This is a genomic window from Acinetobacter sp. FL (assembly GCF_040744925.1).
Lineage (GTDB): Bacteria > Pseudomonadota > Gammaproteobacteria > Pseudomonadales > Moraxellaceae > Acinetobacter > Acinetobacter radioresistens.
The window spans coordinates 19010-35036 of sequence record NZ_CP160437.1; the positions used below are offsets into that span (position 1 = coordinate 19010).

Annotated in this window: 15 protein-coding genes; 2 read left to right on the forward strand and 13 right to left on the reverse strand. The window is 43.3% G+C overall.

What is annotated here, in order from left to right:
- Window positions 1-207: 207 nt before the first annotated feature.
- The 4 genes from ABZP31_RS00085 to ribF all read right to left on the reverse strand — a co-directional run bounded on the left by ABZP31_RS00085 (window position 208) and on the right by ribF (window position 5122).
- Window positions 208-690, reverse strand: coding sequence for a peptidylprolyl isomerase (locus tag ABZP31_RS00085; protein ID WP_005017480.1), 483 nt, complete (start codon window positions 688-690; stop codon window positions 208-210).
- Window positions 687-1223, reverse strand: coding sequence for a signal peptidase II (gene lspA, locus ABZP31_RS00090; protein ID WP_005017478.1), 537 nt, complete (start codon window positions 1221-1223; stop codon window positions 687-689). The genes ABZP31_RS00085 and lspA overlap by 4 nt, the downstream gene beginning before the upstream one ends.
- Complete coding sequence (gene ileS / locus ABZP31_RS00095; protein WP_248134715.1) at window positions 1216-4056, reverse strand: isoleucine--tRNA ligase; 2841 nt, start codon at window positions 4054-4056, stop codon at window positions 1216-1218. The genes lspA and ileS overlap by 8 nt, the downstream gene beginning before the upstream one ends.
- Window positions 4057-4120: 64 nt before the next feature.
- Window positions 4121-5122 carry a riboflavin biosynthesis protein RibF gene (gene ribF / locus ABZP31_RS00100; RefSeq protein WP_248132577.1) on the reverse strand — a complete coding sequence of 334 codons (1002 nt, stop codon included), beginning with the start codon at window positions 5120-5122 and terminating at the stop codon, window positions 4121-4123.
- A 209-nt stretch (window positions 5123-5331) separates the two neighbouring features.
- On the opposite strand from ribF, the gene ABZP31_RS00105 reads away from it, so the two are divergent.
- The gene (locus tag ABZP31_RS00105; protein ID WP_174498893.1) at window positions 5332-6462 is read left to right on the forward strand and encodes a TDT family transporter; all 1131 of its coding nucleotides are present in this window, start codon (window positions 5332-5334) and stop codon (window positions 6460-6462) included.
- A gap of 87 nt (window positions 6463-6549) precedes the next feature.
- A complete protein-coding gene (locus ABZP31_RS00110; protein WP_248130395.1) occupies window positions 6550-7131 on the forward strand; it encodes a 5'-nucleosidase in 582 nt (193 codons plus the stop codon).
- A 38-nt stretch (window positions 7132-7169) separates the two neighbouring features.
- Here ABZP31_RS00110 and ABZP31_RS00115 read toward each other — a convergent pair whose 3' ends face one another.
- From ABZP31_RS00115 to ABZP31_RS00155, 9 genes are all read right to left on the reverse strand, one after another.
- Window positions 7170-7835 carry a TetR/AcrR family transcriptional regulator gene (locus ABZP31_RS00115; RefSeq protein WP_046206160.1) on the reverse strand — a complete coding sequence of 222 codons (666 nt, stop codon included), beginning with the start codon at window positions 7833-7835 and terminating at the stop codon, window positions 7170-7172.
- 414 nt (window positions 7836-8249) lie between these two features.
- Window positions 8250-9044 carry an ATP-binding cassette domain-containing protein gene (locus ABZP31_RS00120; RefSeq protein WP_005023799.1) on the reverse strand — a complete coding sequence of 265 codons (795 nt, stop codon included), beginning with the start codon at window positions 9042-9044 and terminating at the stop codon, window positions 8250-8252.
- 16 nt (window positions 9045-9060) lie between these two features.
- A complete protein-coding gene (gene ssuC, locus ABZP31_RS00125) occupies window positions 9061-9864 on the reverse strand; it encodes an aliphatic sulfonate ABC transporter permease SsuC (RefSeq protein ID WP_227499287.1) in 804 nt (267 codons plus the stop codon).
- The gene (gene ssuD / locus ABZP31_RS00130; RefSeq protein WP_248130394.1) at window positions 9864-11039 is read right to left on the reverse strand and encodes an FMNH2-dependent alkanesulfonate monooxygenase; all 1176 of its coding nucleotides are present in this window, start codon (window positions 11037-11039) and stop codon (window positions 9864-9866) included. The genes ssuC and ssuD overlap by 1 nt, the downstream gene beginning before the upstream one ends.
- A gap of 23 nt (window positions 11040-11062) precedes the next feature.
- Window positions 11063-12052 carry an aliphatic sulfonate ABC transporter substrate-binding protein gene (locus ABZP31_RS00135; RefSeq protein ID WP_005017450.1) on the reverse strand — a complete coding sequence of 330 codons (990 nt, stop codon included), beginning with the start codon at window positions 12050-12052 and terminating at the stop codon, window positions 11063-11065.
- A gap of 18 nt (window positions 12053-12070) precedes the next feature.
- Window positions 12071-13036, reverse strand: coding sequence for a sulfonate ABC transporter substrate-binding protein (locus ABZP31_RS00140; RefSeq protein WP_101161036.1), 966 nt, complete (start codon window positions 13034-13036; stop codon window positions 12071-12073).
- A gap of 310 nt (window positions 13037-13346) precedes the next feature.
- Window positions 13347-14693 (reverse strand): amino-acid N-acetyltransferase, encoded by a 1347-nt coding sequence (gene argA / locus ABZP31_RS00145; protein ID WP_005017446.1) that lies wholly within the window; start codon window positions 14691-14693, stop codon window positions 13347-13349.
- 126 nt (window positions 14694-14819) lie between these two features.
- Window positions 14820-15188, reverse strand: coding sequence for an RcnB family protein (locus ABZP31_RS00150; protein ID WP_005405737.1), 369 nt, complete (start codon window positions 15186-15188; stop codon window positions 14820-14822).
- Window positions 15189-15412: 224 nt separating this feature from the next.
- Window positions 15413-15790 carry an RcnB family protein gene (locus tag ABZP31_RS00155; RefSeq protein ID WP_005017440.1) on the reverse strand — a complete coding sequence of 126 codons (378 nt, stop codon included), beginning with the start codon at window positions 15788-15790 and terminating at the stop codon, window positions 15413-15415.
- Window positions 15791-16027: the final 237 nt, after the last annotated feature.

Here is a 16027-nt window from a genome sequence, read left to right on the forward strand (position 1 = left end):
TGATTGAATTCTAGCCTGATATATAGCCAAGTGAGAAGCTGCATTCATCGCTTTTTATTATATAGACCTTTAGAAAAACTACCTACTGATCATTTAAATGATCAGTAAACTGGCTAGAGATTTAAATATTCAGTTTAGATTTTACTTATAATAAAAAAAGCCGGACATAGACAGACCGGCTTCAGAATGATTGATTTTAGGCAGCGTCTAGATGAGTTTAATACCTTGCTGACCTGCTGGTGTAACCTTGAAGATTTCAACCTCAAAACTGATATTTTTACCTGCCAGCGGATGGTTAAAGTCTATCTCGGTCATGTCATCATTCACTGATCTGACCACACCGTACAGGCTGCTTTTAGCTTTGTCTTCAAACTCGATCATTTGGCCAACCACAGGGCGTTGTTCAAATTTGACCGTATCAAAGCGTTGAATATTTTCCGGATTCCACGGTCCAAAGGCATCTTCTGCCGGTAAATGTACAGTACGGCGGTCACCTGCCCTTAAACCAAAAAGAGCCTGTTCAAAGCCTGGCAGTAAATTACCGTCACCAATCACCAGACTCACCGGCTCTTCACGGCTGCGGGTATTATCTATTTCAACACCATCTTCAATGGCAACTGAAAAGTGCAGCTCTACCTGAGAACCTTCTTCAATTCGGGTATCTTCATTCGGGTTGAGTAACTCTGTCATTTTGTTGCCTCTGCACGTTGAATCCGGTGTTTTTCCAGAAAGAAAGTATCGATTAATAACAGGATTGTTCCAAGAGTGATGGCACTATCAGCAATATTAAATGCAGGAAAGTGACTATTCTGATAGTAGACATGAATAAAATCTACTACATACCCCAGACTGACCCGGTCTATCAGGTTACCGATGGCGCCCCCTAGAATCAGGGCAATAGCCATTGGTAAAATGACCAGATGTTTTGGCATACGCATTAGCCAGAAAACAAACAGCAAGGAAACTCCAGCCGCCAGTCCGGTAAATAAATAACGCTGCCAGCCACCGGCATCAGACAGAAAACTGAATGCTGCACCATAATTATGTAGCAGCGTCCAGTTTAAAAAGGGCAGTACGGCTACCGGATCGGCATAGTTCAGATGGTTTGTTGCAATCCATTTGGTCCATTGATCCAGAATAATGGCAACAATTGCCAGCCCGATCCACACCAGATTATGTGGATAGAACTGGAACCAGCCTTTTCTTTGCGGTGTATTAGGCATATTTTCTCTCTTCGCCCTGACCAGAAGGAAGGTTAATTAGGCAGCGTCCGCAAATACTTGGATGACCTGCATGTGTATTAACATCAGGCAGTACATGCCAGCAGCGAGCGCATTTTTCACCTTCTGCCGCTGAAACCTTGACACGCAGACCTTCGAGCTCGGTACTTTCACCTGCTTCCTCAAAGTCATGAACAATAACCTGAGAGGTGATCAGGACAAAGCGCAGCTCGTTGCCCAGCTGGTCCAGAATGCTTTTTAACGCTGGTTGGGCCCAGAGTTCAACCTTGGCAGAGAGGTTAGAGCCGACCAGTTTAGCGTTACGTGCAGCTTCAATCTGTTTGTTTACTGCAGATTTTACTGTAATTAGTGTTTGCCAGTTTTCTTCAGAAATCAGATTGGCTGTTGAGGCCACCGGAATCTGATACCACTCGCTCATAAATACATATTTTTCTGACTGCTCAGGAATCAGTGGCCAAGCCTCTTGTGCAGTAAAGCTCAGGATTGGGCTCATCCAGCGGATAAAGGCCTGTACGATATGATATAACGCAGTCTGCGCAGAGCGACGTGCCTGAGAGTCGGTTTTGGTGGTGTACTGACGGTCTTTAATAATGTCCAGATAAAAACCGCCCAGATCATTAATACAGAAATTGGTCAGTGAGCTACAGACGACATGAAAGTTCATTTCATCATAAGCAGTAAGGATGCTCTGCTGAACCTCATGCGCACGTTGCAAGATATACTGATCCAATGCAATCAGCTGGTCTACTGGCAGTGCATCAGTACTTGGCTTAAAGCCATTTAGATTGGCCAGCAGGAAGCGTAGAGTATTACGGATACGGCGATAACTGTCGCTAACACGGTTAAAGACTTCTTTACTTGCTGCAATTTCATAGCGGTAGTCGCTTGAAGCAACATACAGTCGTAGACCATCAGCTCCCAGCTGCTTGATGATGTCATCTAGCGGGATATAATTCCCTAGCGATTTTGATAGTTTGCGTCCGTTTTCATCTACTGTAAAGCCATGAGTCAGTAAGGCTTTGTAAGGCGCACGGTTATGAATCGCTATAGACGTCAGCAGGGATGACTGGAACCAGCCACGATGCTGGTCTGAGCCCTCTAGATAAAGGTCAGCCGGGCTTTCCAGATCTTCGCGCTGGTCAAGTACAGCATAGTGGGTTGTACCTGAATCGAACCAGACATCCAGCGTGTCACGCACGGCATTATAGTGTTCGGCATCATCACCAATAAAGTCTTTCGCTTCACGGTTAAACCAGGCATCAATACCTTCCTGTTCAATCAGCTTGGCAACTTCTTCGATCAGTTCCGGAGTACGCGGATGCAGCTCATTGGTATCTTTATGTACAAAAAACGGAATTGGCACACCCCAGGTACGCTGACGTGAGATACACCAGTCCGGGCGGCCATCAATCATGGATTCAATCCGATTTTTACCCCAGCTTGGTACGAATTCGATGTCATTTTCAATCGCATCCAGCGCGCCCTGACGTAAATTCTGGTGATCCATACTAATGAACCATTGAGGCGTTGCACGGAAAATAATAGGAGTCTTGTGGCGCCAGCAATGTGGATAACTGTGTCGAATTGGTTGATGTGCCCACAAACGGCCTGCTGCACCAAGGGCTTTAATGATTTGCGGATTGGCTTTATAGATGTGTACACCCGGGAAAAGTGGTGAAGTTGGCAGATACACTCCATTGCCACCCACCGGATTATCGACTTTCAACTGATAGAGCAGACCAACTTTATAGTCATCTACACCATGGCCAGGCGCAGTATGTACTGCACCCGTACCACTGGTTGCAATCACATGTTCACCTAAAATGACCGGAACCTGGCGATCTGCCAGAAGTGGGTGCTGGAGTTGCAGGTTTTCAATCACTGCGCCGGTAAAATCGGCCAGTACTACCGGGTTTTCCAGTTTATAACGTTCTACTGCAGACTCTACCAGATCTTTAGCCAGAATCAGATTGTGTAAGCCTTTGTCTGTCTGGGTCTGTACCAGCTGATATTCAATTTCAGCATGTACTGAAACTGCCTGGTTAGCCGGAAGGGTCCATGGTGTTGTGGTCCAGATAACAATATCAGTAGGCACATCAATCTCTACCTTCAAACGGGTAGATAAGTCTTTTAAGTCAACGACACTAAAACCGACATCAATTGCATCAGATTTTTTATCTTCATATTCAACTTCAGCTTCAGCCAGTGCCGAGCCACAGTCCATGCACCAGTTCACCGGCTTTAAGCCAGGCTGAATATGACCATTTTTCTGAATCTGGCCCAGTGCACGAACAATATCTGCTTCCTGCTTGTAATTCATGGTCAGATAAGGATTATCCCAATCACCCAGTACGCCCAGACGCTTGAAGTCGTTACGCTGCAGATCAATTTGTTGTGAAGCATATTCACGGCATAATTTACGGAAAGTGGCTGCATCAACTTTTTCGCCCACTTTACCTACTTTTTCTTCAACTTTGAGTTCAATTGGCAAACCGTGGCAGTCCCAGCCTGGAACATAAGGTGCATCAAAGCCAGATAATGTGCGACTTTTAACAATAATATCTTTTAAGACTTTATTGACTGCATGACCCAAGTGAATTGTGCCATTTGCATAGGGAGGGCCATCATGCAGAATATATTTTTTCTTGCCAATACGCGATGTGCGAATCTGCTGATAAATGTTGTCGGCGTACCACTCTTCTAACCATTTTACTTCACGTACTGCCAGATTTGCCTTCATGGCAAATTCAGTGCCCGGCAGATTTAGTGTGGCTTTATAATCCACAGCATTTTCAGGAGTTTGCTTATCGCTCATGCAAGTTGTCTTCCAGTTCAATCAGCTTGAACGCTGACGGGTTTTACAATCAAAAAAACAGAATTTAAACAGGGAATTTGGGGGTATTTCTACGAAACTCAATGAGCTTGGCTACATCATTATCAATTCCGGTCTTTAATGCTTCAAGCGAAGGATAATTTACTTCACCATGCAGATATTTTAAAAAAGTGACCCGCACCAGCAAGCCATACAGATTAGCAGAAACCTCAGGAAAGTGTACTTCTAATCGCCACTCTGGCTGTTGCTGCTGAATTGCGGGCCGTGTTCCCACATGTCCGGCACCAAATAAACTCTCCGGTCCATAACCTGCAATTCCGGGTAAATCCGGGTGTTCCAGACGTACTCTGGCCGCAAGAGAACTATGCTCAGAGATCACTTCTACCGCATAAATCCCATGCAGGCAGGGCTTATGCCGGTTCATACCTACATTAATGGTCGGGAAATTCAAGGTACGCCCAATCTGGTCACCATACTGAATTCGACCCACCATACTGTAGGGACGTCCTAAAAGCTGGGCAGCAAGAGTCAGGTCACCCTGCTGTAATACCTGCCGGATCCGTGTCGAACTGACTCGCTCTCCCTGAAAGTCGACAGTATTCAGATTAGTGACTGCAAAGCCATAGTTTTTTAGAAATTCGCTATTGCCTTGCCGGTTTTTTCCAAAATGAAAATCATCACCCAATACCAGGCTATGAGCATGAAGCTTATCTTTTAAAAGGGATGCAAAGCCTTCTGCACTCATGCTACGGAACTGGTCATCGAATTTGGCTACAGCAATATAGTCCACACCAAGTTCAGTCAAATACTCTACTTTTTCACGTAGTGAGCTGATACGGGGAGGGGCTTCGTAGCCTTTGAAGTATTCTAGTGGTTGGGGCTCAAACAGCATAACCAGTGTTTTTAAATTCTTCTGGGCAGCAACAGTTTTAAGCTGAGCAATCATGGCCTGATGTCCAAGATGGACACCATCAAAATTGCCAATTGTCACTGCGGTTGCAGGCAGCTGAAAATCGGGCATCAGGGCATTCAGACGGAGCAGCTTCATGGGCGAAGAAATCAGTGCAAAATTTGAAAGGTCATATATTGCCATATTCTCACAGTTTCGTCTTGTTGTTGTGTTTTTACACATTTTTTTGGCTGATCAATAAATTTTATATAATTTTTATTGATTTATATAATATAAATAAATCAGTTTTATTTATAAATTGGCCTTTTTATAATCAGTGCTGCATTAAAAATTCAATCAGGTACATAATGAACAGGCCATTTGAACAGCTAGGGCAGCCACGAGATATCATTCGTCACTTCACACCTAACTGGTTTACCGTCACTATGGGAACGGGTGTAGTAGCACTTATTTTACCTGAACTGTCATCTGGTTCAATTAATCTGTGGTTGGGAGGTATTTTCCTGTGGCAAATCAATATTATTTTATTTATCAGCTTTAGTCTGCTTTATAGCCTGCGCTGGTTGTTCTATCCCACCGAAGCCAGACAAATCTTTTTTCATTCAAACATGAGTCTGTTTCTGGGTGCTATTCCTATGGGCTTGGCCACTCTTGTAAATGGATTTTTAAAATACGGTTTGCCGCTATATGGCGATTCTGCACTAGAAATAGCCAAACTGCTTTGGTATATCGATGTCGTTATGGCAGTGGGAATTGCCTGGTTAGTACCTTTCTGTATGTTTAGTTGCCAGCAGCACCAGTTACACAGTATGACAGCGATCTGGCTATTACCAATTGTAGCCTGTGAGGTGGCAGCAAACTCAGGTGGAGTATTAATACAATATCTGGCTATAAGCCAGCAGACAGTGGCTATATTGATCGCCAGTTATGGGTTATGGGGGATTTCAGTACTGCCAGCTTTTGCCATATTAACTATTCTGATGTTAAGACTTGCCCTGCATCAGTTACCTTCTAAAGATATGGCGATTAGCAGCTGGCTGGCATTGGGTCCTATTGGAACGGGTGCATTGGCTTTACTGAGCTTAGGATCACAGGCACCACGCATTCTAACTTTTATTGGACAGAAAGATTTAGGCATGTTTTTGCAGTATGCAGGTACTGCCAGCAGCTTGATTCTACTGGGGTTTGGGCTTTGGTGGCTTGGCCTTGCAGTATTGACGACCTTAAAATATATAAAAAGAGGTCTACCTTTCAATTTGGGGTGGTGGGGTTTAACCTTTCCATTAGGGGTGTTTACACTGGCCATTTACACTCTGGGCCAGCAGCTTCAGCTCGCTATATTACATAATATTGCCTCTAGCCTGACCTATATTTTAATCATACTCTGGGTGGTGGTTGCCACTAAGACCGTACAAGGGTTTTATCGTGGCAACCTGTTGTTCTCACCTTGCCTGAAAAGCTTTCTGGACAAGGGTTAAGTATTTACAGTGGATTAATCAGTCCTTAGTACCTTGTACCTGAGTTAACTTTATTTTCTAATAATCAAATTTTAACGAGTTTTCTAAATGGTAGAGCAATCTGCACTCATCATGGCGCTCCCAAGTGAATCTAAAGGTCTGTTTGAGCAGGCCGGTATTCAGGTTCATTACAGCGGTATTGGCAAGGTCAATGCAGCATTTAAAGCCTATGAGGTGATTCAACGTACTGGATGTAAAATACTTTTTAACTTAGGTACCGCAGGCAGTAGTCACTTTGATACCCACTCACTGGTCGAGGTCAGCAGTTTTGTACAACGTGATATGGATGTCTCTCCTTTAGGTTTTGTCCCGGGCATTACTCCAATGGATGAGGAAATACCAGGATGTATTGAACTGGTTTCATACTTCGATCAATTGCCTAAAGGAATCTGTGGAACTGGTGACTCCTTCGAAACAGGCTTGCCTAAAGTGTCTTGTGATCTGGTGGATATGGAAGGTTATGCCCTGGCTAAAGTTTGTAAAAAACTTGGAGTACGCCTGGTATCTGTCAAATATATTAGTGATGGTGCCAACACCATAGCACATCTGGATTGGGAAAATAATCTGCTGTTGGGAGCGCATAAACTGTTAGATTTATACCAGCAAGCAAGGCTTTCATTTCAATCATAAAGAACAAGTAAAAAGGCCAGAATTAAAGAGCTGAAGCATTAATTCTGGTTAGCTTCGGAAACTTCGGTTGAAAGCGTGACCGGGCTATATTCAGAGCGCGGTAAAATACCATAGAGCATCAGATGGATGGTATGTTCGATAGTCCTCTGGTAGGTGCTTTTACTTTTAAGCGTTTTTCCCATCACCATTTCAATTTGAGTACTAAAATCAGCATAATTCTGGGTAATTGCCCAGATATTTAAAATCAGCAATTCCGGATCAATACCTGCAGAAATTTTTCCTTGTTCCTGCCAGTTCTGGATCACTTTGGCCTTACGCTTAAATAGTTTTTTCAGCGGGCCTTTTAAAATAGATAAAATATGTGGCGCACCCTGAATAACTTCTAGTGCAAACAGCTTGGAGGCTTTAGGCTGGTGACGTGAAACCTCGATCTTGAGCATCAGATAATTAGCTAATGCTTCAGTTGGCTCAAGGTCTACTTCAAGCGACTGTAGAGGAGCCAGCCACTTCTGGAGTACTGTAGTAAGTACCTCAACATATAAAGCCTCTTTATTTTCATAATAATAAAAAATATTTGACTTATGCATGTCGGCCAGCTGAGCAATTTCATCCAGGCTTGCCCCGTTAAAACCATAGGTAGAAAAAACGTCTAGAGCTGCATTTAAAAGTAAATTCCGTTTTTGAGTGCTCTTCTTTTGTTCCATTGTTCCCCACAAATATCGATAAAGTCATAATTGTAAGACAAATGGGTCGATTTGTGCACAATTTTGCAAAGTAATTCTTCCAATATGCTGAATTAAACATCTTTTTTAACATTTGGTAAAAAAAGTAACCCCTAATAAATTGATAGTTAATAATAAATTAGCTTAAAAAATAATTTTAAAATAAAATTATTTTTAGCTGTAAAAATTAAATGAAAAATCTTTTTTAAAGTATCAAATATATTTTTTATAAGTTTAAGAAATTGATTTTAATAATTATATTTAGTATAGAATGAGTTTTTCATGACTATACTGTAAAAGAAGTTATGATCTTTACCTTCTTGTTAAAAGATATCTTGTTTATATAGCCTCATGTATAAAACAGCCATCTCAAGATGGCTGTTGGCGTGTATGAGTTTAGGTGGCTAATACTGCATCTAAAACTTGCTGCTCCAGCTCGGTGAACTGGACACTCTTTTTACGGGGCCGTGGTAAATCAATCTTAAAATGATGAGCAATCTGGCCTTTATCCAGTAGAATAATCCGGTCAGCCAGTTGTACTGCTTCAGCAACATCATGAGTGACTAAAACAGCTGTGAAGCCCTGCTCACGCCATAACTGTTCAATCAGATTTTGCATTTCAAGCCGGGTAAGGGCATCAAGTGCGCCTAAGGGTTCATCCAGTAATAAAACTCGTGGCGTATGGGATAAAGCTCGAGCCAGAGCAGCACGTTGCCTTTGTCCGCCTGAAAGTTGTGCAGGCCAGTTACTGGCTTTTTCAGCGAGTCCCACCTTTTTGAGTAGAGCTACTGCATGGGCATGACGATTATGGGCCAACCCTAGCTGTACATTCTTCTCGACAGTCTTCCATGGCAATAGACGTGAATCCTGAAACATAACCCGAATATCATCTGTGGTAATACCTTCACGAAAATTCTGTGCAGACTTGAATTTTATTTCACCGTAACTTGCTGCTTCCAGGCCAGCAATTAGACGTAGTAGAGTACTCTTGCCACATCCGCTACGTCCCACGATTGCTACAAATTCTCCCGCCTGAATATGCAGATCTAGCTCCTCAAGAACTTTAACCTGCCCATAAAACTTATGAAGCTGCTCAACCACAATTTCTGCTCCATTCTGTGGCTGAGTGGTAAAATTCGTACTTGGCTTAGCTTCTATATCAACTGATAGCGGTATATTTAAATTGCTCATTAGTATATTCCTGTTCCTATTGTTGATAGCCGGGATGCCAGCGCAGCAGATAGCGTTCCAGTCCTTGAGCCAGAATATCTGCCAGCTTGCCTAAAAGGGCATACAGGAGAATGCCGACCAGTACAATATCAGTCTGCAAAAACTCACGGGCATTCATGGTCATATAGCCAATTCCTGACTGCGCAGAAATTGTTTCGGCAACAATAAGCAATACCCAGACCAGACCTAAAGCAAAGCGTAGCCCGACCAGGATAGAAGGCATAGCGCCCGGTAAAATAATTTGCTGATAAAGCTGGCGACGATTCAGCCCATAACTCTTTCCCATTTCAATTAGCTGCGGATCAACTGATCGGATTCCATGATAGGTATTGATATAGATCGGGAAAAATACACCTATCGCTACCAGAAAAAGCTTGGCACTTTCATCTATTCCAAACCATAAAATAACAAGAGGAATTAACGCCAGAGCCGGAATATTACGTAGCATTTGCAAAGTAGTATCCAGAAGATTCGAGGCTACCTTGGAAGAACCATTTAATAGGCCGAGCAATAAACCTAGACCTCCACCCACAGCAAGACCAGTCAATGCCCGGGCCGTACTCACCTTGACATGCTGCCACAGTTCACCACTGATGAGTAAAGACCAGAAAGCTGTAAGTACGGCTGTAGGGGCAGGCAAAATCCGGCTTTGCAGTAAGCCGCTCATTGAAGTAAGCTGCCACAGAACAAGTAATAATAAGGGCACTAACCAAGGCAGCAGATGTTTTCTAAATACACCTGTTCCACGTGAAACGTAGTTATCTATACTATTCTTTTGCATCATGCCCCTTCCTTGACAATTTTATTATCTGCTAGCCGGTCAGGTACATAATTATTGGCAACAATCTCACCGAATGGACCGGTCAAGTTAGGCTGGGCCAGCTTTTTACGGGTCTGTAGTGACAGTAAAGGAAAGACCAGTTCAGCAAAGCGAATAGACTCTTCCAGATGTGGGTAACCTGAAAAAATAAAGGTATTAATACCTAGATCTGCATATTCCTGAATACGGTCTGCTACAGTCTGCGGGTCACCGACTAGCGCAGTCCCGGCACCTCCACGAACCAGACCTACACCAGCCCAGAGGTTTGGTGATACTTCCAGTTTGCTCTTATCGCCATTATGTAATTCAGCCATACGACGTTGACCTACTGAGTCCATTTGACGGAATTTTTGTTGTGCAGCGGCAATCGTAGCGTCATCTACATACTGAATCAGTTCATCAGCTGCGGCCCAGGCTTCTGCACTGGTTTCACGTACAATTACATGCAGACGGATACCATAGTTTAGACGACGTCCTTTTGCAGCGGATTTAGCCTGCATGGTCTGGATTTTTTCTTCTACTGCTGCAGGCGGTTCTCCCCAGGTCAGGTAAGTATCGACCTGCTCAGCAGCCAGTTCTTGAGCAGCTTCAGATGAACCACCGAACCAGAGCGGAGGATAAGGCTGCTGTACAGGCGGATACAGCAGTTTAGCATCATCAACACTTAGCCGTTCGCCATGGAAAGTAAAGCTTTCACCTGTATGAGAACGGGTCAAGATTTCACGCCAGATCTTGGTGTACTCTGCTGCTGTCTGGTAGCGTGTAGCATGGTCTTCATATACACCATCACCTTTTAGCTCTTGCTCATCACCCCCTGTAACCAGATTCAGTAATACCCGCCCGTTTGAGAGACGGTCAAAAGTTGCTGCCATACGGGCTGCCAGAGCAGGGGTGGTTACGCCAGGGCGCAAAGCCACCAGAAATTTCAGGTTTTTAGTGGCATCAATCAGGCTGGCAGCTGTAATCCATGGGTCTTCACATGAGCGGCCGGTCGGAATCAGTACACCTTCATAACCCAGGTTATCTACAGCCACTGCAATCTGTTTCATATAAGCATGATCAACCTGGCGCCCACCTTTACTGGTGCCTAAATAGCGGCTATCACCATGAGTCGGAATAAACCAAAAAATTTTCATCTCAGTATCCTTATCTGTCTAAATCAGTTTTTAGGTGTAGGGACCCAGACCACTTGGCTGACCTGGATTGATTTTGGAATTAATTTGACCTGTTGAAAGAGATCAGCAATTTCTTGTTGTGCCTGTACGACTTCAGGTTTAAGGCTATAAATAGGAGAGGGTTTGAGCCGTTTATCTATAACCCGTTGGGCAATATTCTGTTTAAGGCCGGTACTTTGCTGATAAATCTTTAATGCCTGTTGCTGGTGTTGAAGTACCCATTGATCGGCAGTATTTAAACTTTGTAGGATCTTTTCAGTTGCACCAGGATGCTGCTCAATAAATTGTGGGTTAGCGATATAAAATGAATAAGTCCGTGCAAAGGCTTGGCCGTCAATTAATACCTTGGCTTTGGCATCCAGCTCTGCTGCACTTAAGTATGGTTCCCAGATCGACCAAGCATCAATTGACTGTTTATCGAAAGCTGCCCGTGCATCTGCCGGAGGAAGCCAGATGGGCTGAATGTCCTGCCAGCTTAAACCAGCCTTTTGTAAAACTTTAGCCAAAAGTTCATGAGCACTTGAACCTTTCTGTACCGCTATCCGTTTACCTTTTAGATCGGCAAGTGTACGAATTGAACTGTCTGCAGGTATTAATAATGCCTGTGCATTCTGGGGAACCACTTCATAGCCAATGTATTTCAGATCTTTCCCGGCCGCTTGTGCGAAAACAGGAGGAGTATTACCTACTGCACCAAAATCAATTGCACCAACTGCCAGTGCTTCCAGCATTTGTGGGCCAGCTGGAAACTCTTTCCACGCCACCTGAACGCCGGGAAACTGCTGTTCAAATAGCTGTTGCTGGCGAGCGACTAACAGATTCAGTGAGGATTTCTGGTATCCGATTGCCAGGGTTTTGAGTTTGTTTTCTTGAACAGACTGTTGTCCCGGCGCAGTATCAGAACTGGTTTTCTGGCAGCCACTCAGGCCTAAGGCTATAAAACTGCTAATTAAAAAAACTTTGAGTGAATACATTTGGCGTCCTTCTTATTGTTATGGTGTTTGCTTTAAAATCGCAGCCTGAATATCAAGTTTGACAGGTATTAATTTCTGGGCATAAAAGGCATCAGCCACTTTCTGCTGCGCATGAGAGACTTCCTGGCTAACTGGTCTTACCCCAAAGCCCATACGTGAAATAGAAGTTTTTAAAATATTATGTTCCAGTCCGGTTGGTTGTTCTAACAGACTGGCTGCCTCGTCCTGATGCTGGGCAACCCATTGGGTCGTAGTGTTTAATTCTTGAATAATAGTCTGAATGACTTTCGGGTTGTTTTCTGCAAATTTACGGTCGGCCAGATAGAATTGGAGATTATTGACCAGGCCCTGACCATCCTTTAAAACCCGGGCACCAAGTTGCTGTTCTGCTGCGGCCAGGAAGGGGTCCCAGATTACCCAAGCATCGACAGAACCACGTTCAAATGCAGCACGAGCATCTGCCGGTGGCAGATAGACCACCTGAATATCTTCAAGCTTTAAACCATTCGCCTCTAAAATATTGAGCAGTAAATAATGAACATTAGAACCTTTATTCAGTGCAATCCGTTTGCCTTTTAAATCAGCAACAGACTGTATGGGAGAATTCTTCTGGACTATTAACGCTTCCCCATGAGGCGCGCCCGGCTGATTTGCTACATAGACAATATTTGAATTGGCTGCCTGAGCAAAAATGGGAGGAGCTTCACCCGCTTCTCCAAAAGCGACACTTCCGACATTCAAACCTTCAAGGAGCTGTGGACCTGCAGGAAATTCAACCCAACGAATCTTTATACCTTGTGATTTGAGAGCATTTTCCAGACTACCTTGGACCTTTAGAATCGGTAAAATGCCATATTTTTGAAAACCGATATTCAAGACCTGAGTCTGAGGGTCAGATTTGGAACAGCCACCTAGAAACAGGGCAGTTACCAGACTGGTCAATAAGATGGCAGAACGGGCCCAAGAAATTTGCTGGCTGTTCATGGAAAAGGTGCTCCTGGCAGTGAAATTTAACAATCACATACAGCCTAAGATGCCCGGTAATGCTAAAAAAATAAGCTTTTATCGTTTAGTCATGAAAAAAAAAGCTAAAATATAAAACTGCTTAACTTATGAGTATTTATGATTTAAAAATTAATATTATTTTTTAATTAAATAACTGAATATTATTAATAATTTATTATTGAGCTAAAGAAGAACCAGAAATAATAAGTAAAAACCTTGAAAGTTCTACTTTTTATTTCTGGTTCAAAGATATATTTATTAAAAATAAAGCTAAATATAAAGGCCGGTTCTATAACTGTTTTTTAAATACCAGTGAATTTCGCTGATAGTTATAAAGTGCCTGCCGGGTATTAGGTAAATCATCAACAGAAGCTGGCATGAAACCATGTTCTAGGAACCAGTGTGCTGTGCGGGTGGTCAGTACAAACAGCTGCTTGATTCCATTCTCTTGTGCCTTTTTTTCAAGAAAATTTAAAATCTGGCTGCCTCGATTCGATTTGCGGTATGCCGGATGTACTGCTACACAGGCAATTTCTGCCGAAGGTATTTCATTCTTCAAAGTTGGAATCGGGTAAAGTGCCGCACAGGCGAGAATGGTACCGTCACGCTCAATGACAGCAAACTGGTTGATTTCAGTTTCCAGCCGTTCACGTGAACGGTAAACCAGTATCCCTTCTTGTTCGAGGGGACGTAACAGTTTGATCAGTCCACCTACATCCTGAATTCTGGCAGTGCGGACTTCTTCATAATGTGCATCGGTGATCATGGTGCCAATCCCATCACGGGTAAATAGCTCTTCAATCAGCGCACCGTCATACGTATAAGAAATCAGATGAACACGATTGACGCCTTCTAGGGAAGCATCGCGTGCCGCACGTAAATATAAAGCCTGGGTTGGATCTGCCTGTTCATGCTGTTCTATATAAGGGTCCAGCTGCTGAGGTGTTAATTCACGCAATAATTGCTGTTTGGAATTTAATAGACCTTGCTGCTGGCCCAGAAAAATCAGTTTATCCGCTTTTAGGGCAACGGCTGTCTTGGTTGCGACTTCTTCTGCCAGCAGATTAAAGACTTCGCCTGTAGTGGAGTAACCAGTCGGTCCGAGCAGTACAATACTGTTATGCTCAAGATGCTGATGAATACTGGTACTGTCTATGGAGCGGACCTCACCGGTTAACTGAAAATCGATACCATCATGAATACCATAAGGTTTAGCAGTGACAAAATTACCCGAGACTACATGGATAGCTGCGCCGTACATAGGTGAGTTCGCTAACCCGGTAGAAAGCAAGGCTTCAATTTGCAGACGGATTGAGCCTACAGCACTCATGACACAGCCAAGAGACTCACGTGTAGTAATCCGGCGGTTCTTATGAAATGGTGCACTCAGCTGAAACTGTTCCAGATTCTGGTTAATCTGCGGACGGGCACCGTGAACCAGGACCAGACGAATTCCCAAGGAATTGAGCAGGGCAATATCGTGAATAATATGCTGGAAATTATCATGGCAGACCGCCTCACCTCCAAACATGATGACAAAGGTCTTATTACGATGCGCATTAATATAGGGAGCAGAATGCCGGAACCAGCGTACATTGAGTTGTTCAGTAGTATTCGCAGTTTCCAGTGAATTCATAATATGCCTGATCCAGTTGCTTATTCAGTCTGCTGATTCTAATCAAAAAACAGCAGGCAGGTATATAAAAAGCAAAAAAACACCCGGGTCAGTGCCCGGGTGAATATGTATCGATATAGGACTGAATTAGCCCAGAATCCGTATGATACGGTTGTTACGTTCATTGACCAGCACATAGTCACCATTAATTTTATACCACTGCTGATAACGGGCAGGCTTATTCAGGTGACGGCTATCACGGTAGTCAACCTTGTAACGGTTGTTATCATACTGACGAGGCAGCACCTGACCACTGCGCCATTCACGACTTGGATTTACTCGTGAAGATGAACGGCGATCATCCCAGCGGCGGTCATCATAACGACGGTCGTCATGGCTCCAGTGTGGAGTATTAGGGCGGTCATAACGCTGATCATAATGCTGTGGTGCGGCCATAGCACTGGTAGTAATCAGCGCGCTCAAAGATAAAGCGATACCTGTAAGTAATGTTTTCATGTTTTTATCCTGCGTTGCAAGCTCATCAATTTATAACGCTACTTTAGGCAACAATTAGATATAAAGCATGAAAGCCGTTTTATTGAATTGTGAAATTAATGAAGGAATTGAGAAGGAAATTAGAGATTAACTCGACAGAAAAAGCCAGTTAGCCCTATGTAAAAAGGCCTAAATACAATTTAGGCCTTTTTATTCTGGATGAACGGAATAATGAAGAATATCTATCAGTCCATAATCCTGATAATACTGTGTTTATCTGAATCGACTAACAGATAATCATTATTGACCTTGTACCATTGCTGATTACGCGAAGGTTTCGGCAGGTCATGACTTTCATATTCAACCTTATAACCGTTGCCCCGGTAATGTTGCGGCATAATATAACCGGTTTGCCATTTGTGCTGTTTCAGACGACTGACTCCACGTTCTTCACGCATACGACGCTGTTCACGGACAGAATCTTCGTCCTGCTGGAACATCTTGCCATGTGGCCCGCCACGTCGGTCCGAATGGTCCTGATTTTTATGAGGAGGTGCTGCAAAAGCTACACTTGCCATGAAGGTAGAGAAAGATAATGCCAGCACAGCCATAATCTTTTTCATGTTTAATCCTCAAATTCATACTTAAAATTTCTTTACCCATCTACTGTACGAAAAAAAAACAGAGAAACTGTGAAGATAATTCAACTAATTATTTAAAATTGCAGAGACAATGCGTACTTAATATAAAACAAATTAAGTATTCTCCATACTATTATTATTTATATGTATCGGTAAATTTCTGCTTTAAATATTTAAGCTTATTTCTGCTTTTACTCATTCTTGGCATAGAGCAAGATA